This window comes from Bacillus sp. z33 (genome assembly GCF_058313615.1).
Window position 1 is genome coordinate 592,421 of the sequence record NZ_JBZFQN010000001.1, and the last position, 23,137, is coordinate 615,557.

The following is a 23,137-nucleotide window of genomic DNA, read 5'->3' on the forward strand; positions in this document are numbered from 1 at the left end:
TTGCCCATAATTTTGTATTAAAGTAAAAAAAATAAGCCTGGACCTATCGTCCAAGCTTATATATTTGGATTCGATTGTGAATGAGCTTCTAAAACTTTTGGATTCGCTACATTATTTAGTACATAAATCATGACTCCGCTTAAGGCTGTTACCGTTGTTCCAACAAATAACCAAACCATCAACATTCACCTTCCCTGTCACGAAGTTAATTGATAACGTCTCTCATTATAAATTCAGTGTATCATCAATGATAATCATTTTCAATCAAAATCTGATTTCATACAAATATTACCTCTCCCTCCCCGCTCCTCTATGTAAATGATCCTTATCATCACTCAGATACAAAAAATCCACCCTAACTGATCAAGGCAGATTCTTTATCAATTATATTCGGTTAATTGTCACCCTTCTTCTCATTATGCTGAATCGTAATAAAAATTTCTTTCATCTGATCCTGTCCACAAACATGACAGACTTTCAGCGTTTCTTGGATAGAATGACAATGCCCACAATAATATTTTTTCATATGTGAATCCGCCTTTTTTTACATACAGTATATGTAAAGATGGTTTGGCAGGTTCTTAATTTAAAATCTATTACCACACTTTACACCAATCGAAAATTGAATAAAGATATTTTGGATTTATTATTCGTAAATTATAATTTTGAGTTCTCATATCAACTTTTAAGTTACCATCTATAAAATAGTTAATTACTATTCTTTAATTAATTGTATTGAAGCTAAAATTTTATAGAAACCTCAGCAGGATTTCTTATATGTTCGATTTAATTACGATATGTGGGCTAGTCCCACTCAGAGGGTTTAAGTGAAACGCTGGTCGAAAAGGCACATTCTATCAACTGCAGTGTGCCTCTTTACTTTTAAACGTTCTATTTTTTTATTTTGTATGTAAATTGTACAGGAATAACAATGGGGACTTACATATCATAATCCAGATTATATTTCAATTAAAGGAGTGAAATTTGTGAGTGATGACCAAAATCAATCCCCACAGTTGATCCCTCAGCAGATTATTAATTTACTGGTAAGTGATCTTTTTCGGAAAAATGGAATTAACGTCGAGAAGGCCAAAGAAAATTTATCCGATGAACAAAAGCTAATGATAAAAGAATTAGTTAGTGATTTGACCAACCAAGTAGAATCATTTGTAAAATCATCAACTGGAGATAACAAAAACACTTAAAAATGATTATTTTGAGCGCCTGATTATCAGGCGTTTTTTATTTCAGGAAGACACGTTACATTTGAGCTTTTTGTCCAATCAAAAAGTGAAGAAGCTCATATTTTATAAGGACTAAATCACAAAGGAGTGGTAGAAAAATGTCAAAATATTTTAGCCATAAACATGATGTTAAAAGGGAAGAGGATAAGCGGCGCATGGCAGAGATAGTCCAGGACGCTGATCAGTTCACTGCTCAAATCCAAGAATCAGATGAAGTAATCTTTATTAAAGATTCAGGTAACATTTTTGTTCATACTACCGAATCTCAAGCAGCTGTTTCCCTGCAATTAGCTTTACAGCTCGCAATCGCATTGGTACTCAAAATTACAATTGCAGATTCAGATGACAGCGATAGTGTTGTTCAAGACCTTCTTCAACACTTTGATTCTGAGCAAAAGAATATACAAAAAATTCATATCGAAAATTCAAAGGATGTTAGGATTACAACTACTGACACAGATATCGCTGCAAGCCTTCAAGTAATGCTGGAAGCTCTTCTAGCTATTGTTGTTAAATTAGATATCGCGTAAATTCAATAAAATAAAATAAGAGGTGAGAAGAAAAAATGAGTGAAAATAATTGGAGAGCATTAGACAATTTCCATTGTAAAGATGATGCAGAAGTCACGCAAGAAGCGGATCAAATCACATCAATCACACAGCAATCCTTCGAGTGGATCGTCGTCAAAGATTCAGAGAATGTAGAAGTGCATACAACAGATACTCAAATAGCATTATCTTTGCAAGCAGCTATTCAAGTTGCAATCGCAGTTGTTATTAGTATATCAGTTGGTGACAATGAAGTAGGAAAAGGGGTAGTTCAGGATCTAAAACAACTTTTCAAATCTAAACAACGAAATACACAGAAAACCATTATCATAGGTTCAAAGTGTGTAAACGTTACAACTACGGATACTCAAGTAGCTTTAAATATTCAAGTATTAGTCCAAATTCTTGTGGCTATAGTTGCTAGACTTGATATTGCATAAACGTGTGATTAAGAGACTATAAGTGAGCAACCTGAGAAAAAACATGTAATTATGAAGTGACACTCAAAAGTTAAAGTTTCTATTAAGCCGCTAATTGGCTGGTGTGAAGACTGTATCCAACGGGCCTCATGCTAGCTAATTTTCTTTAATATATTCTTCTCATGATTCGTATTTTTCTCTCTATCATTTTTATAGGATAATGATAGGTGAATTCAGATAGGTCTCACGTATGTAGAACATCTTTTAATGGGTAGTATTCTATGAGGTCGAATGTTAACGCTTGTACTTTTCGAAATACCCATCCTAGGTATCTACCTTTTGAACTTCGCTTGAAAGGACTTGCCATTCCTCCGTAATCTTATCTTTTAATAATTTTAAACCTTACTCAACCATTCTCATACTCATAAAAGGAAAAATTAAAAGAACCTACGAATTGTTCCTTACCTAAAAGTGGGTGCAACAATTCACAGGTCCTTGATATTGGAAAAATATGAACAGTGCATTATTATGCAAATGCTTGTTCCCCACTCATAATCAGATTATTTCGGTGGTCAGCCACACTGGTAATCTGGTATAAACTCACAAGCAATCCCTGCCATTATATGAGTTCTTGCAAAAAGGCCGGATTTATTTTATCCGACCCTGTTCTTTATTTATTTTCTTAAAGCTACACACTCATATTGGTTTAATAAAAGGGAATTCTTTATTTTTTCCCCTGTTTCCAGATTGATATATTCCTCTTCTTTTTGTACAAACTCAATAGACTGCTGTTCCTCTGTAAAGTTCATAATAAAATAAAATGTTTCTGTTTCTGAAACACGCTGCTGAATAGAAACACCCTTTTGATGAACTATTTCAAGAACAGGAGTAATTTCCAATTCATCAACAAGTTTACCGTAAAAATCCGCATGAAAATTATATTCATTTCTGGATGCTATATAAAATGCTTTTCCTTTTCCGTAACTATTAACGGTTACAGCCGGTGTACCCTCGTAAAAATCATCACTATAAGCCCCTATTTCCTTAGCTGTTTTCAACTTCAACAAAGAGCAATAGTTTTTCGCTTCATATATGTTATCTAAATACCGTATATGCCGGACTTCCGAAGGATAAAGCGTATCAGTTTCAGTTACTTCAAGACCTAGAATCTCTTTGAAGGGACCTGGAAATCCACCTAAAAATGTTAAATCGTACTCATTTACGAAACCTGTTAGATAGGTCGTTACAAAGGTGCCTCCAGCCTTTATAAAAGCAGACACTTTATCCACGAATCCAGGCTGCACAAGATACATCATGGGTGCAATAATAAGCTTATAATCCGACAAATCCTGGCGTGGGGTACAAACATCAACCGGAATATCCCTTTCCCAGAAAAAACGATAATGTTGCTGAAGGGTCTGGGGATATAGTTTTGTCTCACTAGAAAATCCTTGCGAATCATTCAATGCCCAATTGTTCTCCCAGTCATAAATAATAGCGACATCTGACCTTCTATTTGTCCCAACAACCGGTTCAAAATTCTTTAACATTTCACCTACTTTTGATACTTCCTTAAAGACACGGTTATTTTCATGACCATCATGATCCACGACTGCTCCATGAAACTTTTCAGACGATCCACGTGATTTTCTCCATTGAAAATATAAGACCGAATCTGCTCCATGCGATATAAATTGCATGGATGAAAGCCGGTGCATTCCTGGTCTTTTTGCTTTATTTACAGGATGCCAGTTCACAAGACTTGGTGTGCATTCCATGATCAGGAATGGCTGCTGTTTTAGGCTTCTATATAAGTCATTTATAAAACCAACCTTCATCGCCAGCTCATCCGTCGATTCCCACTCATTATGCCATGCTGGATAGCAGTCAAAGCTTATAAGATCAATATGCTCTGAGAACTTACTATAATCTAGACTTTGAAAAGGAATTAAATCAAATGTATCGGCCATATAATTAGTTGTTACAGGGATATTCGGTGTAATCTCCCGTAATGGTCGAATCTCATTATTATAAAAATCGATTGTTTGATCTGTAATAAATCGTTTCCAATCCAAATTCAATCCATGAACTGCACGTTCTCCAATGGAAGATGGTGATACAATTTGTGACCAATCTGAATAGGTATGACTCCAAAACGGACCCCACCAGGCAAGGTTTAACGATTTTAAATTATTCTGATACTTCTGCTTCAGCCAATTGCGGAATGCCTCCTGACATAAATCGCAATGACACTCCCCTCCATATTCATTTGATATATGCCACATAAGGAGGCTAGGTCGTTCTTGATACCTTTCAGCCAGCATTCGATTCATCCGCTGTACTTTCTCACGGTATTTTGGGGAGGTAAAACAATGATTATGGCGTCCTCCATGCAGCTGTTTCACCCTATCTTCAGATACCCGCAGAACTTCAGGATAACGTTCAGAAAGCCAGGCAGGCCTTGCTCCGCTGGGAGTAGCCAATATAACTTTTCCATTAAGACCTTCAATTCTATCAAAGATCTCATCAAGCCACTCAAACTGATAATTCCCCTCTTCAGGCTCAAGTACAGCCCAGGCAAATATACCTAGTGAAAAGGTGTTTGTATTCGCAAGCTTCATTAATCGGAAGTCTTCTGAGATGATATCAGGATAATCAAGCCACTGGTCCGGATTATAATCGCCACCGTGCAGCATTTGATGATAGGAATGTATATAGGTTTTTTTCATGAAATCCATTTTATCCATCCTTTTCTTTTCTATATCTTTAACCCTTTGTACCACCCGAAGTCAATCCGGATACAAATTGTTTTTGAAGCAAGATAAAAACGATAGCTACCGGGATTGAAATAAGGATTGCTCCCGCCGCAAACGTTGTATAGCTAGCTCCCATTTTGTCACTAACCAATCGATATAATCCAATTGGGAGTGTGTAATATTCAGAAGAGCGTAAAACCGTACTTGATATAATAAAATCTCCAAGAGGCCCGGTAAATCCATTAATGGCTACAACCGATAGCATCGGTTTAGATAGAGGCATAATGATTTGCCAAAATATTCTCGTATTCGTGGCTCCATCTATTCTGGCACTTTCATCAAGATCATATGGAATCGTATCCATGTATCCTTTCATCAGATAGGTATTCATAGGAATTAATCCACCGACATAAATAAAGACCAAAAACCAATGGCTGTTCACTAAACCTAACATTTGTGCTAATACAAAGATTGCAATCAATGCAGAAAACTGGGGAATCATTTGTAGCAACAAGAATAATGTCAACCCATTTTTACGTCCTTTAAAACGAAATCTAGAAAATGCATACGCTGTATAACTAACACTTAAAACTGAAATTAGCATGGTAATAATACTTATTTTCATAGAATTAAAGAACCACTGTCCATATTCTATCCCGCTATCTGGGTCGAATAAATCCCTATAATGAGCTAAAGTCGGATTATCCGGGAAAATACTTGTACTAATTAAGCTGTTTCCCGGATTAAAACTTGCTCCAATTGTCCAGATTAATGGATATATAATGATAATAGTGACAATAATACACAAAATATAGGAAAAAATCAGCCCTTTATTTTTCCATAAGGATTTTTGTAAACGCATCGTTTAACCCTCCTCTTTAAAAGAACTGCTTCGTCTGAATTGCCACAAAGCAATCAATATCACGAATATGGACAAAAGAATCGTCAAAGCAGCAGCCAATCCATATTGACTAGATTGCATGGTCAATTTATATATCCAGGAAACTAAAATATCTGTTCCTCCAGCAGTAGAACTCGGTAAAGCCGGCCCTCCACCATTAAATAGATAAATAATGTTAAAGTTATTAAAATTAAAAGTATATTGCGTTATAATAATCGGAGAAATTGAGAATAATAGTAACGGTAATGTAATTTTCCTAAATTTCTGTATAGTAGATGCTCCATCAATTGTTGCCGCTTCATATAAGTCCTCAGGAATTGATTGTAGTACTCCTGTTGTGACTATAAATATATAGGGGAAGCCAAGCCATCCTTGCATTAACAATAAAGCAACCTTAGACCACATAGCATCCGTCAACCAAGGAATGGGAGAAACACCCAGAAAATCAAGAATCGTATTGTTAATTGCTCCAAAGCTGTCGTTAAATAACCCTGCAAATATTAATATGGTTACAAAACCAGGCACAGCCCAAGGTAATATGAATATTGTACGAAAAAATCCTTTAAACTTAAGTTTTTTTTGATTAACTACGACAGCTAAAAATATACCAATGGATACTTGTAAGGTGGATGCGACAATGGTCCACACAATGGTCCAGCCTAAAACATCAAAGAAAGTAGAACGCCATATGTCTACACTGAAAATTTGTTTAAAGGTTTCAAGTCCCACCCAGTCAAATAAGTTTGCTGGTGGCGAATGATACAAGTTATAATTTGTAAATGCCAACGCAAAACTGAACAATATTGGAAATACAACAGTAAATATTAAAATGAATAAAGCAGGACCACTTACTAAGTATGGATATCCCTGTTCCACTAAGTTACGGTAATTATCTCTCAATGAATCTAGTGGAATATTCTCGTCCCTTTTCTTCCCATTTATATAGGCATCACGAATATTGAAAAAATAAATTGCTAAAGCAAATAAAGCAATAATTATAGAAATAATACCTTCCGCAAGTAAAAATACAGAGTTATCTCTCGGCACTTCAGTACCAAGTGTCCAAATCCCCCAAAACCCCATATTAAATAGATCTTTAAATGCAATTAGAAAGGATATTGAAACAATGAAAAAGAGCAATCCCTTCATAATTTGACGATTATACACCTGACCCACTCCAGGGATGATGGAGAAAAATGCTGCTCTTTTCCTGTATTTCACTGCCGTCCTCCTACCATTACGATAGTCATTTTCCATAGATAACTCCCCTTGCTATATAGGAAAGGAAATGAAATGTCCGAAAGCGGATATTCCATTTCCCTCTAATAATCTTATTTATTCGCTGAATGATTAGCCTCTATTTGTCCTTTAATTGTATCAACAGCATTATTTAGAGCCTCTTTTGGTTTTGCTTTTCCGGTTGCTACCGTTTGTAATGCTGAATCAATCGGAGTCCATACCTCTGCCATCTCTGCGATATTCGGAGTTACTTCGGAATACTTAGATTGTTCGGATACAGCTTTTGCAGCCTCATTTTCGACAATTGCAGGATCCTCTGATAATGCTTTAATAGCTGGAATTTCTGCGGTTTTTTCATATCTCACCTTTGAGTTCTCTTCATTGGAAATAAATTTCGCGAATTTTTCAGCTAACTCAGGGCTATCAGAATAAGAAGAAACATTATAAGATTTCACTCCTAAGAAAGCGCTCATATGTTCACCGTTTGGAAGTATAGGCAATTCTACTACCCCATAATTAATACCTGCACTTTTATATGGCTCCAGATTCCAAGGACCAGAAATAACTGCAGCTGCTTTGCCTTCTGTAAATAACGAATCTAAGACATTAATGCCTTGTTCGCCGATAATACCCGCAGGAAACAATCCATCATTGTAAAATTTTTGCATATAGCTAACGGCCTCTATCGCACCTTCATTATTTAAGCCAATATCGGCAGGATCATAGTTTCCATTAGATTCTTGTGCAAATATGTATCCTCCATATGGTTTAATCAAACTTTGAGCATAATAAATTTGATCCCATAAAGCTAATAATCCGTAGTTTCCATCCTTCGTAACGCCCTTAGAAAATTCATACCATTCGTCAATTGTTTTCGGTAAGTCTTTCTCTGAAACAATCTCTTTATTATAATAAAGAACTGTTGTTTCTACTGCTTTCGGCAAACCGTATGTCTTCCCATCTATCATTTGAGATTGCATGGCTGAATCTGTATATATAGATTTTTCTTCTTCTGTCATATTTATTTCTTTCAAAAGCCCTTCTGTTACTGCAGTGCCAATTTGATCACCTGGGATTGTAATAACGTCTGCTCCTGTACCAGCTGCACCATCCAGGCGCAACGCCTCAATTTGATCAGCATAAGTCATCTCTTTGACTGTCACATCTACATCATATTCTTTTTCAAACTTTTTCACAGCATCTTCAATCCCAATACCTTTACTTTCATCTTCCCAAACAAGCAATTCTTTAGCCTCTTCTTTTGTTTCTTTACCTGTTTCCTTACTTGACTCTGGACCGCAAGCTGACAAAATAACTGAAAGGCCTATTAAGGTAGCTGAAATCCCTTTAACTTTTTTCGATAGCATAGAGTAACCCCCCGATTTGGAAAATAATGAAAACGCTTTCTATAAATAAATTAACATATAAGGAATATTTAGTAAACAGTTTTAGTAATTTTTTCTCAATTTTCACAAAACTTAATAAAAAAAGAGTAATAACCATCTCTTTTCGAAGACGATCATTACTCTGCAAATCCTTTTGTATTAATAAAACTATGTATTTATATATAGAACATTATTAGTAAACATGTTCATTTTTAATTACTTTACCAATATTGTGCTCTTTCTAAATACCGGTTTACATGACATGAGTACTTTCAATGGCACTTCCCTTTTATCACTGACTCTACTATTTAGTAATTCAAAGGCAGTATTAACTAATGTTTTACTATCGATCTCATAGGTTGTCAATGGCGGGGATACATAGCTTGCCACTGAAATATTATTAATACTAAATATACTAACCCTATTAGGAACTTTTATATTCTTCTCATTTAGAGCCTGAAGAGCACCAACCGCTAAAGCATCTGTAGCAACAAAAAAAGCAGTAGGCAAACGATCTCCAAGCGTATTTATCGCACTCATCATTCCATTGTATCCTTCTTTAAAGGAAGCTTTTTCACGAATAAAAATAAATTCCTCACATAATAAAGATTGCTTGTCTAATTCATATCGAAATGCTTCTTCCCGTGGATCTTTTTTATATGTTTTCTCATCCAAATCAACCTCATGCATCCCTAACATTCCTATTTGGGTATGGCCTTCATGGATAAAAAAACGAACAATGTTCATTGTGATCTTTCTTAAATCTGGAGTTACAGAATCAAAAATTTCATCATTTGGAGAACTATCTATAAATACAACATTAGAAGTAATCGATTGAAGAGTTTTTAATTCTTTTGAAGTAAAAGCTCCAATTGCAACAATTCCCTCAATATCATGCGGTACCGCTTCAATTCCTTTCTCTTTTGTAATTTCCACGAGTTCTATTTGGCGACGCTCTATTTGCTGCTCAACAGCCTTTCTTGTCTTTTTAAAGTACACATCTTCAAGTTCAGTCATTTCGCTTATCCAATATAAAAAAACGATTTTTGTAATCAGTGGTGCTTCTATTCTTTTTTTGTAGTTCATTTGCTTAGCTGTATAAATGATTTTACTGCGTGTTTCATCTGATACAGATAATTTTGAATTATTATTTAAGACACCCGATACTGTTGCAGGTGAGACTCCAACTTTATTTGCGATATCTCGTATAGTTGCCATTTTAAAAGTACACATCCCTACTCATTGTAAAAGCAATCATTATATTTTGGCATTATATTACATATATTCACTAAAATTTTTTACAAAAATAACAATAATATAATACAATAACTATCATTTCACCTATAAGGAATACAATATTATAAATACAGTATCAATTAACAACTTTTAAACATGTACCCATTGTAATTCAACAATCTACTTACAATTAAAATACTATGTAGAACTTTAATCCGGTTATTTTTCCTTTATATTTTAACACTCTATTGAGATCATCCTGTAAAGAAAGCAATCCTCCATGCCTTAGATTATGGTAATAAAAGTGTCTCATAAAGTATGTAAAGTTACTATGAACAGCAAGCAGTGAATGATAGAAAAGTGCAGCATAATTGTCCCTTTTTCTCCTTTTAATGCCCATAAAATATTTAGTAAGAAAAAATAAAAAAAGATCTGTAAATTACTGTATATACCTTAAAGTGATACAACAATTCTTAGATCTTGGTATGCATTCTCTATATGAATTTAGTCACAATTCGAATTCAGAGCATTTTGCTATAAACACTCCTATACAGTGTAGAAAATACCACGCCATATCCCTTGCGAATATTAAGTGTGATTAGTTATTGCTTTCGTTAATAATATGACTATTTTTGAAGTAATTTAATACATGAATGAAAGGGAATTTTTCAATTCCCCCATTTTCAATATCTCTTAGAATTAGACAATCACTATTATTTATTCTTTTTACTCTAATGATGTGTTCATCTCTAATTTTAATACCGATAAAATAGGCTTCAATGATAATCATGAGTAAAAGAAAATAAACACATACGAACCGAGACACAAAGTGATTTTACTCTAACTTTTAGATGCCCTACAATGTTGCAGATTACTTCATTATATATTATAAATACTTTGATACTTCTCTTTTAAATAATTAACAAGATAATCTGGATTTAATCCCTCACCAGTTGCATCCTTTATAATCTCTAAAGGGAGTTTCGTCTTGCCATACTGATGAACATGCTCGGTTAACCACCCAGTAATTTTTGCGAATTCTCCATTTTCAATGATTTCATCAAAATTTGGAAGATCTTTTAGCATAGCAGCTTTTAATTGGGCTGCATACATATATCCAAGGGCGTAGGATGGGAAATACCCAAACATGCCACCTGCCCAATGAACATCCTGCAGAACCCCTTCACCATCATTTTCCGGTCTGATCCCCAAGTATTCCTCATACTTATCATTCCAGTGCTTTGGCAAATCCCCTACTTTCAAATCCCCGTTAAATATTCCCTTTTCTAATTCATATCGAATCATAATATGTAAAACATAAGTGAGTTCGTCTGCCTCAATCCGAATCAGGGATGGCTTCGATTCATTAATAGCCTTATAGAATGTATTGAGATCAATCTGATTAAATTGTTCAGGCGAGGCGATTTTCAATTTATCATAATTTCGTTTCCAAAAGCTAAGATTCCGACTGATAAAATTTTCAAAGAACAAGGACTGTGATTCATGAATACCCATTGAAGTTCCCGTACATAAAGGCGTGCCTTCTAATTCTTTATTGATATTCTGTTCGTAAACGGCATGTCCGCATTCGTGTATCGTACCAAATACAGCAACACGGAAATCTTCCTCTACATATTTCGTAGTTATCCTCACATCATTTGCGTTTAAAGCAGTCGCAAACGGATGGACTGTTTGATCCAAGCGACCGGCTTCCAGGTCATAACCAAGTTCCTGAATCAACTCCAAGCAGAAATTCTTCTGGGCTTCTTCACTAAATGGTTTATAAATAAAATTCGTTACCAGGTTCTTATTCGAATCCCCAATCTTTTTCACAAGCGGAACAATTTCTTTTCTTAGCTTGGCGAACACATCATCCAATATTTCTACTGTCATACCAGGTTCATATAAATCAAGTAATGCATTGTATGGCTGATCTGATTTACCCCAATAGGATACAAATTTCTTATTCACTTCAATTAATTGCTCCAAATAAGGCTTAAATAAAGAAAAATCAGATGCTTCCTTAGCCGTTTCCCATATACTTTCAGCTTTAGACTGCAATTCAACATATTCTTTATACTCATTTGCCGGGATTTTACTCATCTTCTCGTACTCTTTTTTACATTCCTGCACGATGGCAATTGTATTTGCAGCCAACTGCTCCAACAATTCAGGTTTTGATAACTCATTTATGTATTGTTCCATTTGTTCCCCGGTTGCCATTTCGAAATGTTCTTTTGATAAAATGGACAACACCTGGCTTCTCTTATCAATCGTTTTCTTTGGTGCGCCTGTCCGCATGTCCCATCCAATCAATGCCGAAGCCTCTCTGAATGCATCCATAGTATGTATATAGTCTAAAAACTCAGTTTCTAATTTATTTGTCATATAGAGCCCCTCCACCTTAAAAGTATACTGAATATTTTACCATATTCAGTATACTTTTAAGGTGGTTTTATTTAAATTCACTGACCGTTCATTTTAGAAAACTAGTCATGACTGCTTTTATTTTTCTGTATACCTTCAAATTACCTGATTATAGTATTTCCAAAGAAAAAAAAACACCAACCCTCAGGTTAGCGTCTATGATTTCTATTAATCATTAACTTCGGAATCACTTTGCATCTTTCTTGGTGGCCTCTTTCCTCAGTACTGATCATGATCCGTATGGATGAAACAATTAACCAGCTTTCGTACTTTAGTGGATGGTTTGCTGTAACATAAGGAGTTCTTTCTAGACCACTTTCGATTATTGTTCCGGACATGTATACCTGATTACTTTTTTGCATATAGATTACAATAAACAGGCTGAAAAAAAGTGATGGGTGCATAAAGCTATAGCATAAGCAGTATACACAAAATAATCCCCCCTCTTTAGGGTGGCTTATTCCTGCCCTTAAGACGAGCTCAATTACCTTTGCCTCCTTTATTGGTTCTATTTATGAAGTCACTGATTGCATCTCTCTAGGGCCTTGTTTTAACGGGTAAGAAGTAGTCCTTATATTTGGATTATTGACAATAGAAGAAAAGGGATTAGAAAATGTAAATCAAACAGGCTATGATGATTAATACTACAGCGATAGTCCAAAGCATTAGAATCAACTCCTTTCAAATAGAAGAGAAGTAGTGACTATGATTTATTTGTATAACAAGATGCACCAAAATAGACCACTTAGAATTGCACCGATAATAATTTTTAATTACATATTGATCATCTCCTGGATAGACGTGGACCAGAGCACTAAAAAAGACGATTCAATAAAGAATCGTCTCGGTATAATTTAGTTCCAAAATAAGCTAACTAAAGAAACCATGTCATATCAATCGTTTCTTGGCGGTCTCTTTCCCCAGTACTGATAATAATCAGTACGGATGAAACCATTAAACAGTTTTCGTTTTTTGGTGGCTGGTTTGCCGTAAAACTGTTCAAAGTTTTCATCAGAAGTCAGCATGTACACTGACCAAGTATCAAATGGACGGAGTGCTTCTCCCATCTCTTTATACATTTTTTCAACGGTTGGACGATCACTAAGTCGTTCACCATAAGGCGGATTTCCAACAATCACACCATATTCCTTGTTCGTTGTGAAATCACGGACTTGCATTTGTTTAAAGTTAATTAAATCACCAAGCCCAGCTTCCATGGCATTCTCTTTCGCAATTTCAATCATTTTATGGTCAATATCAAACCCTGAGATATCTAATTCCTGATCATAATTGGCCTGTTCTTCCGCTTCCTCTCTGACCTTATCCCAAATAGACGAATCAATTATAGGCCAGTCTTCCGAAACAAAATCACGATTAAATCCTGGTGCAATATTTTGGCCGATTAACGCTGCTTCTATCGCAATCGTACCCGATCCGCAGAATGGATCGACAAATGGACGATCCGGAGTCCAATTCGTCAGCTTCACCAATGCAGCTGCAAGAGTTTCTTTTAATGGCGCTTCACCTTGCCCTGTTCTGTATCCACGTTTATGCAGAGCCTGAGGGCCGGTTGTATCAATCGTTAATGTGGCTTTATCTTTTAAAAGCGATACTTCTACACGATACAATGGTCCATTCTCATCTAACCATCCATCTTTTTTGTACGCTTTTTTCAAACGTTCCACTATGGCCTTCTTGGCAATCGCCTGGCAATCTGGAACACTGAATAATTTAGATTTAACCGATTTTCCTGATACAGGAAATTCAGCCGTGACATCCAAATAATTCTCCCATGGAAGCTTTTTTGTCCCTTCAAATAATTCATCGAATGTATAGGCCTTAAATTCACCCACTAGAATTTTTACCCGATCTGCTGTTCTAAGCCACATATTGGCTCTGGCAATGGCAAGCTCGTCTCCCTGAAACAGTACTCGTCCATTCTCTACGGTACACTCATATCCAAGGTCACGTACTTCTTGAGCGACAATTGCTTCAAGACCCATTGCTGCTGTAGCTATTAATGTAATCTTCATTGTTTCACCCTATCTAATCGTATTACTTTTCCATTAAATTAAGTCGTTCGCGTCTATTATCATACAACTCATGCATGATGAATGCAAACCAAATAAGCGTTCCAGCCACATATAAACGAATCAGATAGCAGATGGTTTCATCCATAGCTTTGAAAAATCTGCATAGCCAAAATTTTTGATAGTAATATTCATAATATCATCCGAGAACAACACACTTCGTTTCGAATAATATAGCGGAATGATCAAGGCGGAATTTAGTAAAGTAAGTTCCATTTGTTTATTAAGCTCCCCCCACTGTTCAAAAGGGGTTTGGGCATACTGGCTTAAAAAACCAGCTCTATCGCATGTCTCTTCTATTACCCGGGCAAGAGGCGAAGAGTTCATCAAAAGAAAATGAAAAAAAGACAAGCTTTGGTTCATCTCAAATACTTCTCCATGAATAAACAAATCTGAATCATGATCTGTATACCCATTTTGTAAACTTTCTTTAAATGTAAGCTCTTTTAAAACAACCGGTATCCCTGCCGCTTCCAATATTCCCTTTAGCCAGTTAGCCAGCTTTTCTGTATATCGCGTAGCCTGAAGAACAAGTGGATTGGATATCTTAGGTATTGGGACTTCATTTACTATGTAAGGGTCTGAGGGAGGGTGTAAAATACTACTATTGTTCGATATTATTTTTGGATCAAGATGTTTGATATCATTCCTATTTAGACTGATTACGTAATGAATGTAATCTCTAACATCCTTCCTTTTAATGGCTGAATTACGATAAGCATTCATTATCACAAGCCCAAATCCTGAATCGCTTTCCACCTTAAATGTTTCAATATCTTCTTCTTTTAATGAGGAACGGTAAATCGTCTCAAATCCGCTTGGCATCTGTAAGAATTCTATAACATCCAACAGAGCCCTTTCCTTATAATAGTCTTCAAAAGCACGCAGAACCGTTTTTGTTTCATTATTCTTTTCAAGATAAAAGCTGCCCGTTCCGATTAACTTCCCATTGATTTCTTTAAAGATGCTTGAGTGTATCGTGCTTAGGAGATGTAATATATAGCTGCAGTCCTGATTGAGCTCTATCTCAACTACATACGATCCAGGTGAATGAATCCTTTGAACAGGTGACCAAATATCCTTGTGATTGGGATGTTTACACAAGGATTGTAATGATTCCACGACATCCTCTGCGGCAAGGTAGGAGCCATCATGGAATTTGACACCCTTTCTTATATAAAGTCTTAACAGGTGATTGGAATGTTCCCAACTATGAGCAAGTTCAGGCATTATTTCATTCTCTTCTGTAAGGTATATAAGACGATTGTATATATTGGAAACTAAGTTGGCACTATGAGTATCAAGAGCTTCAAGTGGATGAAAAGATAAAAAAGGATGCTTTCTGGGAATGATTAACTTATCCCTGACCTCCTCATTAAATCCAAGCTTCGTTTGAAAAAGCTTAATAATACGAAGCTTGCATTCAGTTGACCAGTTGCAGGTTAGCCATTTTGCGCTTTTTTCAATCAATTCCTGATGAATGATGGATTCCATTTCTTTTTCATAGATTTCTTCTACGTTTTTACTCCACTCAATTTTAGTCGAGTGCCCCCGTCCTTTCCCCGGTTGTAAACAAAACCAGCCTTCCTCATGCCATTTTTTTAAATACCTGGATGTTTGCTTTGGACTGAGGTCAAGTAAATCAGCTAACTCCGTTTGTTTCACAGATCCAGATTGTACATGTTGCCATAAAGTCAGTAATTTAGGTTCCATTGTATACCCCGTTTCACCAATAAAGTAGACATTTATTTTTATATTGTCCATTTTCAGAATCATCAGGCTTGTTTAATATATATGATACTAAGGGGTGACACAATATGAAAGTAAAGAATTTGCCACAAAATATAAAAGTTCGCTTAGGAACATCCTTTTTCAACCGAATGGCATCCAGTTCTGTGATGCCTTTTATGGCTTTATATTTTGCTCATGAACTGAACAAAATTTGGGCCGGCGTCTTCTTAATATTTACCGTACTCATTACATTCGCTGCTAATCTGCTGGGAGGTTACCTCTCCGATCGATTTAAAAGGAAGAAAATCTTATTAATCACCTCGACTACAAGCGCCTCCATGTTTTTCATCATGACCATCACGTTAATCCCTCAAGATGACTGGGTTTGGCTGTTCGCTATTTGCTATATTGGATTTATGATTTCGAGCAGTCTGGGAAGGCCAAGTATGAGCGCCATCATTATGGATTCCACAACAAAAGAGACTAGAAAATCTGTATATGCACTAGATTATTGGCTGGTTAATTTATCTATGGCGATTGGTGCGGCTATGGGCGGACTTTTATATAGCCATCATCAACTCGAATTATTTATCATCTTAACGTGCACGTCCACCATGATTTCTTTTGCTTATAAAATTTGGCTGATTGACAGTAAGGTCCGCCAATTAAAGGCAAAACACGAAAATTTTTTCATTGATTTACTTCAGAATTATAAAATTGCCCTTCAGGATACTCGCTATGTAAAACTAGTGCTTGGGTTTATGTTTATCCTTTCTGCTGAGCTATCATTAAATAGTTATATAGGGGTGCGACTTTCAGAATCCTTTGAAACTATACATATATTCGGATATCAAATTGAGGGTGTTCAAATGTTGAGTTTGATGAATATAGAGAATATGTTATTAGTAGTCCTCCTAACGTTTACTGTTTCAAAGATCACCGACCGTTTTTTAAATAAAAATGTATTAATCACGGGATTGATCATCTATGGAATCGGCTATATTTTCCTTACTTCAGCAAACAGCTGGTATACGCTTCTATTATTCGGATTTATTGCTACAATTGGAGAATTAATGTATTCACCTATATTCAATGCTGAACAGGCAAATATGATACCTGAGGATAAAAGAGGGTCTTATTCGGCCTTTAGTAGTGTATCCTATAACGGTGCCGAATTAATCGCAAGATCAGCAATCATTATAGGGGCTTTCGCAGTCCCCATGATGATGTCCGTTTATGTCGGACTTATTATAGCTGCAGGAACTGCCTTGGTTTATTTAAGTATATTTTATAAAGAAACCTATAAAAAGAGGATACAGACCAGTATTCAACGATAGATATATGACTTTGCCTATCCTATGTCTACTATGATATGGTTCGTTATTTGTTATTATTTTAATTTTAAGGAGAAATAAATAAGGCTGCCGACATAGTCGACAGCCTCTTATCCTTCCTTTACGGAAGAAGTTCATTCAGGTTTATTTATACATTTCCAAGATAACGTCCTGTAAGCCATGTTCTGTTCCTTCGTACTGCAATCGACTGGAAGGTCTCGTACTCCGGTGGTAATCATCTATCTTCAGACTTATAAGTCTGCCCTTTCCCCTCGTTCATTTCCTTAGGAAAGGCGCCCCTACCAAATTTGGGTTTCTCGCTCGCGGGGTTTACCTCGTTCCACCCTTTTTGTTTCCAAAAAGGCTCCGTCACTGTGGCACTTTTATAGGTACCGGTGCCATATTCCAAAAGAACTTAGGCACTTTCCCGGCCGTCAGCCTAAAAATAGGCTGCCCTAGCTTATTGGTCTAGGCACGAACACTACAGGCATCTCAGCCTGTGCGAGCATGGACTTTCCTCTACAATTTACATTGCAGCGATTACCCAGACGTTATCACATGCAAAATACATTATACCCTGATTTTAAAAATAATACAACTACAATTATTTGGAAGGTTTTTATTCGTAAAGTTTACTTCCAAATACATGCTTTTCCAGATTGGAAAGGCGTTTTAGGATATCGAAATTAGTGGTTCCTGTAGCTTGTTGTACTGGTTGTACTGGTTGAACTACCCTTTTCGGCTGTTCCTCCAATTGCTTTTTCAGTTTCATATTTTCTTGCTGAAGTGATTCAATTTCCTGATGAAAAACTTCATAATCTTTTATAACCAAATCCAGGAACTGGTCAACTTCTTCTTGTTTGTATCCTCTGACACCAGTTTTAAATTCTTTCTCTAAGATATCCTTTGCTGTCAACTTTGTTTTATCTGAGAGCATTTTTTCACCTCAAATTCATACGACTATTACTTAATATTTTTTCAAAAAAAGTGCTATTTGTCAATTTCCTCTTTATATTATTCCCACTGTGCCTCATCAATTAAACTTTGCAGGTCCCAAAATGTTATTTGAATAATAGGATAATCTTGTTTACCCTGTTTCTTTTTCCCTTCAAACCAACTGTATTTCGGGCTTCCATCCTTTTCATCATCATACAGAATCAGCATTTCATCGCTCTTACTCACAATAAATTGGTTCTTCAGCTTTAATTGCCATGGCCCTTCATAAGCTTTCTTAGAAATAGCCTCAACATAGTCAGCCTGAAGAAGTATCTCTTCATAGAGCTCTTTGACTGAATCTTTCCATTTTTCTTCCTGATTTAAGTAGGGTAATAATACCCCGAGTTTAAGATTGGGATACTCTTCCTGTAAATCAAAAACGACCTGCGCAGCCCAAAGCTCCACTCCTGGCTGCCCTGTAATAAGCACCCATTCCATTCCTTCATCAAGAAGCGTTAACAAGCGGCCCTGCAATGCTTTTTTTATGTATTTAATACCTTCGTGATTTTGATCAAAAATACCAAGCTCATGCGCCTTATATCCTGTCACAAATACCACTTTTCCCATTATGCGTTCACATCCATTTACGATCTCTTCTTATTATACATTAAATAATAAAAGAAGAGGCTTTACGCCTCTTACTTTTAAAAGCCAAATCCACTACCACTTCCTGAACAACCAGGTCTTGGTGGGTTTGGAGTTCCAAATTGCTGGGATTGATTCTGAACATTATTTGCCGTTTGGAAAGAGTGTGGGAAGTGATGTTGATGTTGATATACATGATTATTCACTTCAAGAGTTTGCACCGGATGCACATGCGGAACTACATGTGTAATGCAATTTTCCTTAACGAACTGGATAGGTTGGTGACAAACCGGCGGGCAACACTGCACTTTATGACAACCAGGGATTTGTATTGGCCCACAATGTTGATGATGACGACGACCGAACATACGCGTCTCTCCTTTCATTTTCTATATAGATTACATTAATAGACTATGAAATGTTGGATAAGACCGTACTGAGGCAGTCACCTATTTTCCGTTTATAAAAAATGTTTCAGGATAAAAACTGTTACATTAAAATTAAATAAAATTAAAAATTAGCATCGATAATCCGATCACGACAAAGAATAAATAAAAGACCACCTTATACATCCGTATTTGATCCACTTCCTTCTGCAATTCATTATTGGTGTATAACATAAATTTACATGGGATGAGAAAACATAACAACCATTATTTAGATTTTCTTTCTTTCCAATTTATTCATATTTAATTTACGCTCCAAACGGTGTATGCGGTGATGGGTTGATTCCTCATGAATGCCGTGTTTATTAAACGAATAGTCTCTTATTAAATCCAAAGCTTTACGCGAATACTCCAATGCAGTAGCAGGATCCTTTTTCTTATGTTCATAGAATTTAGCCAGTTCAATTAAGGAGCAGCAGACGTATTCTGGTGTTTTTGAGTCAGCTACTTCTTCCCATATCTTCACTGCGGCTTCTAGATTTTTATTCTTTTTATGTTCGTTCGCTAAATGAAAGAGAACCGTCATACGCTCTTCATTCTGTTTAGATTGGGTAATTCCTTTTTCAAAAGAATCAATGGCGCGCTCTCGATCTTTTAAGGAAGAAAACCATCTCGCTAATTCAAATGAATCTTCATGCTCCACTGCATCATTATTTAATAATAGGGCAGAAAGATGAATATACAGCGTGATTAATGATAAGATATCCCATTCATTATGCTTCATAATCTTAAAGACAGCTTCTGGATCCTGCCTTTCCACATAATCAAAATAAATCATCGGTGCCAAGTACCCCGGCACGTCATCCTTTCTTTCAAAACCAAGTACTTCATTTTCAACGATAGAAAGCTTTACACGATCCAATTTATTTTTCCACAATCTTCTTGAAGCATGGTATAAATCGAAATGGCCGAAATCCGGTAATTTCGGCAAATGCTGACGCAAAAGAGTATGCTGCGTAACTACTTGCGGCCAGTCAAAGGCTTTTCCATTATAGGTTACCAATGTCTCATAATTCACTTTTTCTAAAAAGGTCTTATAAAATGGAATTTCAAAGCCTGGTCTCGGCAGGAAATGCTGTCTGACTTTAATATATCCATCCTCCAAAAAGGCATAACCAAGTAAAAAGATGGAAGTCCCTGCACCTCCGCCCAAACCTGTTGTTTCTGTATCAAAGAAAAACATTTGATTCGCTTCAAAACCAGATGATGAGAGTGGATGCTGGAGGTTACTCTCATTCCATAGGTTTACAATTTGCGGCAACATATCAAATGTATATTTTCCATGCTGATACTGCAGGGGATAGCTAACCTCCCTGATCAGGCAATATTCTTTTTCGTAAAATACGGCAGAGGCTCCAAATTCACTCCATTGCTCTAAGAAAGGAATGTCAACGTGCGAAACTATGTCTTTACGCACATCGATACTTTTCTTTTTTGCCTCTCCTTCGCCAACATTTGTATTTAGGTGTTTTTTCATCCTGTTTAGTTTATTTTTAATGGACATTTGAATAGTCACCGGCCATTTGGTCTCCAAGAATAGACAACACTTTAATGGAATCCTCCTTCAAAGACGAACCAGTGCCTTCCATTCCCACACAAGACGGGCAGCCATTTTCACATGGGCAGACTCTTATCGCCTGAATCGTTTCCTGTATTATTTGTTCACTGTTTTCATACATATGCTTACTTAGACCAATTCCGCCCGGATAATGATCATAAACAAAGATGGTCGGGAGCTCATTATGAGTTGCTTTCACTTGGGGATAAACATGAATATCGCCTGGGTCACACAATACATAAACAGGAATAATGCCGCGTAAGGCATGTGAGGCTCCCATCAGGCCTTCTTCAAGCCGCTCTTCCTTCCAATCAACGCTCCCATCCTTTAAGGAAAGCATACAGGCATTTGTATGAATTTCTTCTTCTGGTAAGTGGATAGGTCCCGATCCAATGTTTTCGTGAGAATCGAAACGGATCTTCTTAAAGATGGTAGCCATAGCCCGCACAGAAACATCTCCAAACGTCATTTCACTTTTGGGATTGACATTAGTCCGGTCAATTTCCAGTACATCGACCTGGACTGCAAGATTGGCATCCGTATAATAATCAACATTGACCTCGCGTACGTATGCCTTCTTCTCCTCCCAATCTAAATGTTCCACCTGGTACTGAACTCCCTGATGCAAATAAATAGCTTCATCATGCAAAAGAGTCATGGCTGAGAAACGATCTGTTTCTCCAATTACCTGAACTTTAGGCTTGGTTCGATCAATAATAACCACATTCTCCTGGGAGGCAGATCTCAAACTGATTTCATGTGCCGGAAAAGCATCGTTCATCCAATGCCATGTATTTTTATTTTTGTGCAATACATGTTCCTCAGCTAAATAGTCCAAAATCTCCGTAATCTCAATAGCTCCAAATTGTTCCCCTTCTTTAAACGGGATTTCATAAGCCGCACATTTAAGATGGTCTACGAGGATGACAAGATTATCAGGATTAATCCTCGCTGTTTCCGGACTTTTATTGAAAAAATAATCAGGATGCTGGATGACAAATTGATCTAATGGACTGGAGCTGGCAACCATAATGATAAGCGCCTCACCATGCCTTCTTCCGGCCCTGCCTGCTTGTTGCCAGGCGCTGGCTATGGACCCCGGATACCCAGTCATAATACATGCCTGCAGTTGCCCAATGTCCACTCCTAATTCAAGAGCGTTTGTGCTGACAACGCCATAAATAGTACCATCACGCAGTCCCTTCTCAATTTGCCGTCTTTGCGTTGGTAAATATCCACCCCGATACCCACTGATTGCTTTTGGTCCCAATTGTTTCGAGATTAGCTCCTGTAAATACGTAACTAATATTTCAACACGTACACGGCTGCGGGCAAACACAATCGTTTGGATTTTATTTCGAAGCAAGGTGCTGGCAATCTTCCTGACCTCTAAGATCGAGCTTCTGCGTATATTTAGAGGTTTATTGACAATGGGAGGATTGTAAAACACAAAGTGCTTTTTCCCTGATGGCGCACCATTTCGTTCAATCAAGACCATTTTGGACTCTGTTAATTGTTCGGCAAGTTCTTTGGGATTGGCAATGGTAGCCGAGGTACAAATGAAAATGGGATCACTCCCATAAAAACGGCATATCCTCTTTAACCTTCTGATTACATTAGCCGTATGACTGCCAAATACACCTTTATACGTATGCAACTCATCTACAACAATATATTTCAGATTTTCAAATAAACTAACCCATTTTGTATGGTGAGGCAATATCCCTGAATGGAGCATGTCCGGATTTGTAATCACTATATGACCCGCTTTCCGTATTTTTTGCCTAATACTTGTCGGGGTATCTCCATCATACGTATAGCTGTTTATGTCAGCCTCAGCAGCATGGATCAGTTCCTCTAATTCGGATTTTTGGTCATAGCTCAGTGCTTTTGTCGGAAACAAATATAGAGCTCTTGTATCTGAGTTCTCCAGGATAGATTGGAGAATGGGAAGGTTATAGCACAGCGTTTTGCCTGATGCTGTAGGGGTGACCGCTACAATGTTTTTGTTGTTTCTAATATATTTATAAGCTTCCGCCTGGTGGCTGTACAGAGCCTCTATCCCTCTTTTTTCAAGGGCAGACTTCAACTTTTCATTTAATTCAGCTGGGAAGGGGGAATAAGTAGCTTTTTTTTCATCGATGGTATGCCAAAAAGCAATATTATCCTTGTATTGTTCATCTTGAATAAAATCATTCATGAACTCCATTAAATTTTTCTTTCCAAACATCATGCACACCTC

At 36.7% G+C, this 23,137-nt stretch carries 18 protein-coding genes, 1 other RNA gene and 1 riboswitch; of the genes, 4 read left to right on the forward strand and 15 right to left on the reverse strand.

From position 1 onward, the window contains the following. Positions 1–56: 56 nt before the first annotated feature. Positions 57–179 (reverse strand): hypothetical protein, encoded by a 123-nt coding sequence (locus tag AC4G3L_RS02730; RefSeq protein ID WP_491075443.1) that lies wholly within the window; start codon positions 177–179, stop codon positions 57–59. Between the two features lie 807 nt (positions 180–986). Between AC4G3L_RS02730 and AC4G3L_RS02735 the strand changes: the two genes are divergently transcribed. The 3 genes from AC4G3L_RS02735 to AC4G3L_RS02745 all read left to right on the forward strand — a co-directional run bounded on the left by AC4G3L_RS02735 (position 987) and on the right by AC4G3L_RS02745 (position 2,232). Further along, entirely contained in the window at positions 987–1,205 is a 219-nt protein-coding gene (locus tag AC4G3L_RS02735) for a spore coat protein (RefSeq protein WP_491075444.1), read from the forward strand. A gap of 194 nt (positions 1,206–1,399) precedes the next feature. Beyond that, positions 1,400–1,774 (forward strand): spore coat protein, encoded by a 375-nt coding sequence (locus AC4G3L_RS02740; protein WP_491075445.1) that lies wholly within the window; start codon positions 1,400–1,402, stop codon positions 1,772–1,774. A 35-nt stretch (positions 1,775–1,809) separates the two neighbouring features. Continuing rightward, positions 1,810–2,232 carry a spore coat protein gene (locus AC4G3L_RS02745; RefSeq protein WP_491075446.1) on the forward strand — a complete coding sequence of 141 codons (423 nt, stop codon included), beginning with the start codon at positions 1,810–1,812 and terminating at the stop codon, positions 2,230–2,232. Positions 2,233–2,743: 511 nt separating this feature from the next. Further along, positions 2,744–2,858: riboswitch (purine riboswitch) on the reverse strand. A 27-nt stretch (positions 2,859–2,885) separates the two neighbouring features. On the opposite strand, the gene AC4G3L_RS02750 is transcribed toward AC4G3L_RS02745, so the two are convergent. From AC4G3L_RS02750 to AC4G3L_RS02785, 8 genes are all read right to left on the reverse strand, one after another. Next, positions 2,886–4,949 (reverse strand): beta-galactosidase, encoded by a 2,064-nt coding sequence (locus AC4G3L_RS02750; RefSeq protein ID WP_491075447.1) that lies wholly within the window; start codon positions 4,947–4,949, stop codon positions 2,886–2,888. A 28-nt stretch (positions 4,950–4,977) separates the two neighbouring features. After that, positions 4,978–5,829 carry a galactooligosaccharide ABC transporter permease GanQ gene (gene ganQ, locus AC4G3L_RS02755; protein WP_491075448.1) on the reverse strand — a complete coding sequence of 284 codons (852 nt, stop codon included), beginning with the start codon at positions 5,827–5,829 and terminating at the stop codon, positions 4,978–4,980. 3 nt (positions 5,830–5,832) lie between these two features. Further along, the gene (locus AC4G3L_RS02760) at positions 5,833–7,089 is read right to left on the reverse strand and encodes a carbohydrate ABC transporter permease (protein WP_491075449.1); all 1,257 of its coding nucleotides are present in this window, start codon (positions 7,087–7,089) and stop codon (positions 5,833–5,835) included. Positions 7,090–7,199: 110 nt separating this feature from the next. Next, positions 7,200–8,474, reverse strand: coding sequence for a galactooligosaccharide ABC transporter substrate-binding protein GanS (ganS, locus tag AC4G3L_RS02765; protein WP_491075450.1), 1,275 nt, complete (start codon positions 8,472–8,474; stop codon positions 7,200–7,202). 234 nt (positions 8,475–8,708) lie between these two features. Further along, complete coding sequence (locus AC4G3L_RS02770) at positions 8,709–9,710, reverse strand: LacI family DNA-binding transcriptional regulator (protein WP_491075451.1); 1,002 nt, start codon at positions 9,708–9,710, stop codon at positions 8,709–8,711. A gap of 897 nt (positions 9,711–10,607) precedes the next feature. Then, positions 10,608–12,116, reverse strand: a complete 1,509-nt coding sequence (locus AC4G3L_RS02775; RefSeq protein ID WP_491075452.1) for a carboxypeptidase M32 — start codon at positions 12,114–12,116, stop codon at positions 10,608–10,610. Between the two features lie 932 nt (positions 12,117–13,048). Next, entirely contained in the window at positions 13,049–14,188 is a 1,140-nt protein-coding gene (locus AC4G3L_RS02780; RefSeq protein ID WP_491075453.1) for a THUMP domain-containing class I SAM-dependent RNA methyltransferase, read from the reverse strand. A 120-nt stretch (positions 14,189–14,308) separates the two neighbouring features. After that, positions 14,309–15,958, reverse strand: a complete 1,650-nt coding sequence (locus AC4G3L_RS02785; protein ID WP_491075454.1) for an ABC transporter substrate-binding protein — start codon at positions 15,956–15,958, stop codon at positions 14,309–14,311. A gap of 104 nt (positions 15,959–16,062) precedes the next feature. Between AC4G3L_RS02785 and AC4G3L_RS02790 the strand changes: the two genes are divergently transcribed. After that, the gene (locus AC4G3L_RS02790) at positions 16,063–17,313 is read left to right on the forward strand and encodes an MDR family MFS transporter (RefSeq protein WP_491075455.1); all 1,251 of its coding nucleotides are present in this window, start codon (positions 16,063–16,065) and stop codon (positions 17,311–17,313) included. Positions 17,314–17,479: 166 nt separating this feature from the next. Here the strand turns inward: AC4G3L_RS02790 and rnpB are convergent. The 6 genes from rnpB to AC4G3L_RS02820 all read right to left on the reverse strand — a co-directional run bounded on the left by rnpB (position 17,480) and on the right by AC4G3L_RS02820 (position 23,125). Continuing rightward, positions 17,480–17,862: RNase P RNA component class B (rnpB, locus tag AC4G3L_RS02795), an RNA gene on the reverse strand. 67 nt (positions 17,863–17,929) lie between these two features. After that, on the reverse strand, positions 17,930–18,247 hold the full coding sequence (gene gpsB, locus AC4G3L_RS02800; RefSeq protein ID WP_491075456.1) for a cell division regulator GpsB: 318 nt from the start codon (positions 18,245–18,247) through the stop codon (positions 17,930–17,932). Positions 18,248–18,324: 77 nt separating this feature from the next. Further along, positions 18,325–18,873, reverse strand: coding sequence for an SLOG family protein (locus AC4G3L_RS02805; protein WP_491075457.1), 549 nt, complete (start codon positions 18,871–18,873; stop codon positions 18,325–18,327). Positions 18,874–18,950: 77 nt separating this feature from the next. Continuing rightward, a complete protein-coding gene (locus AC4G3L_RS02810; RefSeq protein WP_491075458.1) occupies positions 18,951–19,277 on the reverse strand; it encodes a CotD family spore coat protein in 327 nt (108 codons plus the stop codon). A gap of 271 nt (positions 19,278–19,548) precedes the next feature. Beyond that, positions 19,549–20,853, reverse strand: coding sequence for a ribonuclease H-like domain-containing protein (locus tag AC4G3L_RS02815; RefSeq protein WP_491075459.1), 1,305 nt, complete (start codon positions 20,851–20,853; stop codon positions 19,549–19,551). Further along, the gene (locus tag AC4G3L_RS02820) at positions 20,831–23,125 is read right to left on the reverse strand and encodes a DEAD/DEAH box helicase (protein ID WP_491075460.1); all 2,295 of its coding nucleotides are present in this window, start codon (positions 23,123–23,125) and stop codon (positions 20,831–20,833) included. Before AC4G3L_RS02820 ends, AC4G3L_RS02815 begins: the two co-directional genes overlap by 23 nt. Positions 23,126–23,137 lie beyond the last annotated feature (12 nt).

Excerpts from the sequence above, each read along its gene's own strand:
- AC4G3L_RS02750 (WP_491075447.1), bottom strand. The coding sequence starts at position 4,949 with ATGGATTTCATGAAAAAAACCTATATACATTCCTATCATCAAATGCTG.
- AC4G3L_RS02770 (WP_491075451.1), bottom strand. The coding sequence starts at position 9,710 with ATGGCAACTATACGAGATATCGCAAATAAAGTTGGAGTCTCACCTGCA.
- AC4G3L_RS02790 (WP_491075455.1), top strand. The coding sequence starts at position 16,063 with ATGAAAGTAAAGAATTTGCCACAAAATATAAAAGTTCGCTTAGGAACA.
- AC4G3L_RS02810 (WP_491075458.1), bottom strand. The coding sequence starts at position 19,277 with ATGAAAGGAGAGACGCGTATGTTCGGTCGTCGTCATCATCAACATTGT.
- AC4G3L_RS02745 (WP_491075446.1), top strand. The coding sequence starts at position 1,810 with ATGAGTGAAAATAATTGGAGAGCATTAGACAATTTCCATTGTAAAGAT.
- AC4G3L_RS02805 (WP_491075457.1), bottom strand. The coding sequence starts at position 18,873 with ATGGGAAAAGTGGTATTTGTGACAGGATATAAGGCGCATGAGCTTGGT.
- AC4G3L_RS02780 (WP_491075453.1), bottom strand. The coding sequence starts at position 14,188 with ATGAAGATTACATTAATAGCTACAGCAGCAATGGGTCTTGAAGCAATT.
- AC4G3L_RS02740 (WP_491075445.1), top strand. The coding sequence starts at position 1,400 with ATGGCAGAGATAGTCCAGGACGCTGATCAGTTCACTGCTCAAATCCAA.
- ganQ (WP_491075448.1), bottom strand. The coding sequence starts at position 5,829 with ATGCGTTTACAAAAATCCTTATGGAAAAATAAAGGGCTGATTTTTTCC.
- gpsB (WP_491075456.1), bottom strand. The coding sequence starts at position 18,247 with ATGCTCTCAGATAAAACAAAGTTGACAGCAAAGGATATCTTAGAGAAA.
- AC4G3L_RS02785 (WP_491075454.1), bottom strand. The coding sequence starts at position 15,958 with ATGGAACCTAAATTACTGACTTTATGGCAACATGTACAATCTGGATCT.
- AC4G3L_RS02730 (WP_491075443.1), bottom strand. The coding sequence starts at position 179 with ATGGTTTGGTTATTTGTTGGAACAACGGTAACAGCCTTAAGCGGAGTC.
- ganS (WP_491075450.1), bottom strand. The coding sequence starts at position 8,474 with ATGCTATCGAAAAAAGTTAAAGGGATTTCAGCTACCTTAATAGGCCTT.
- AC4G3L_RS02820 (WP_491075460.1), bottom strand. The coding sequence starts at position 23,125 with ATGTTTGGAAAGAAAAATTTAATGGAGTTCATGAATGATTTTATTCAA.
- AC4G3L_RS02775 (WP_491075452.1), bottom strand. The coding sequence starts at position 12,116 with ATGACAAATAAATTAGAAACTGAGTTTTTAGACTATATACATACTATG.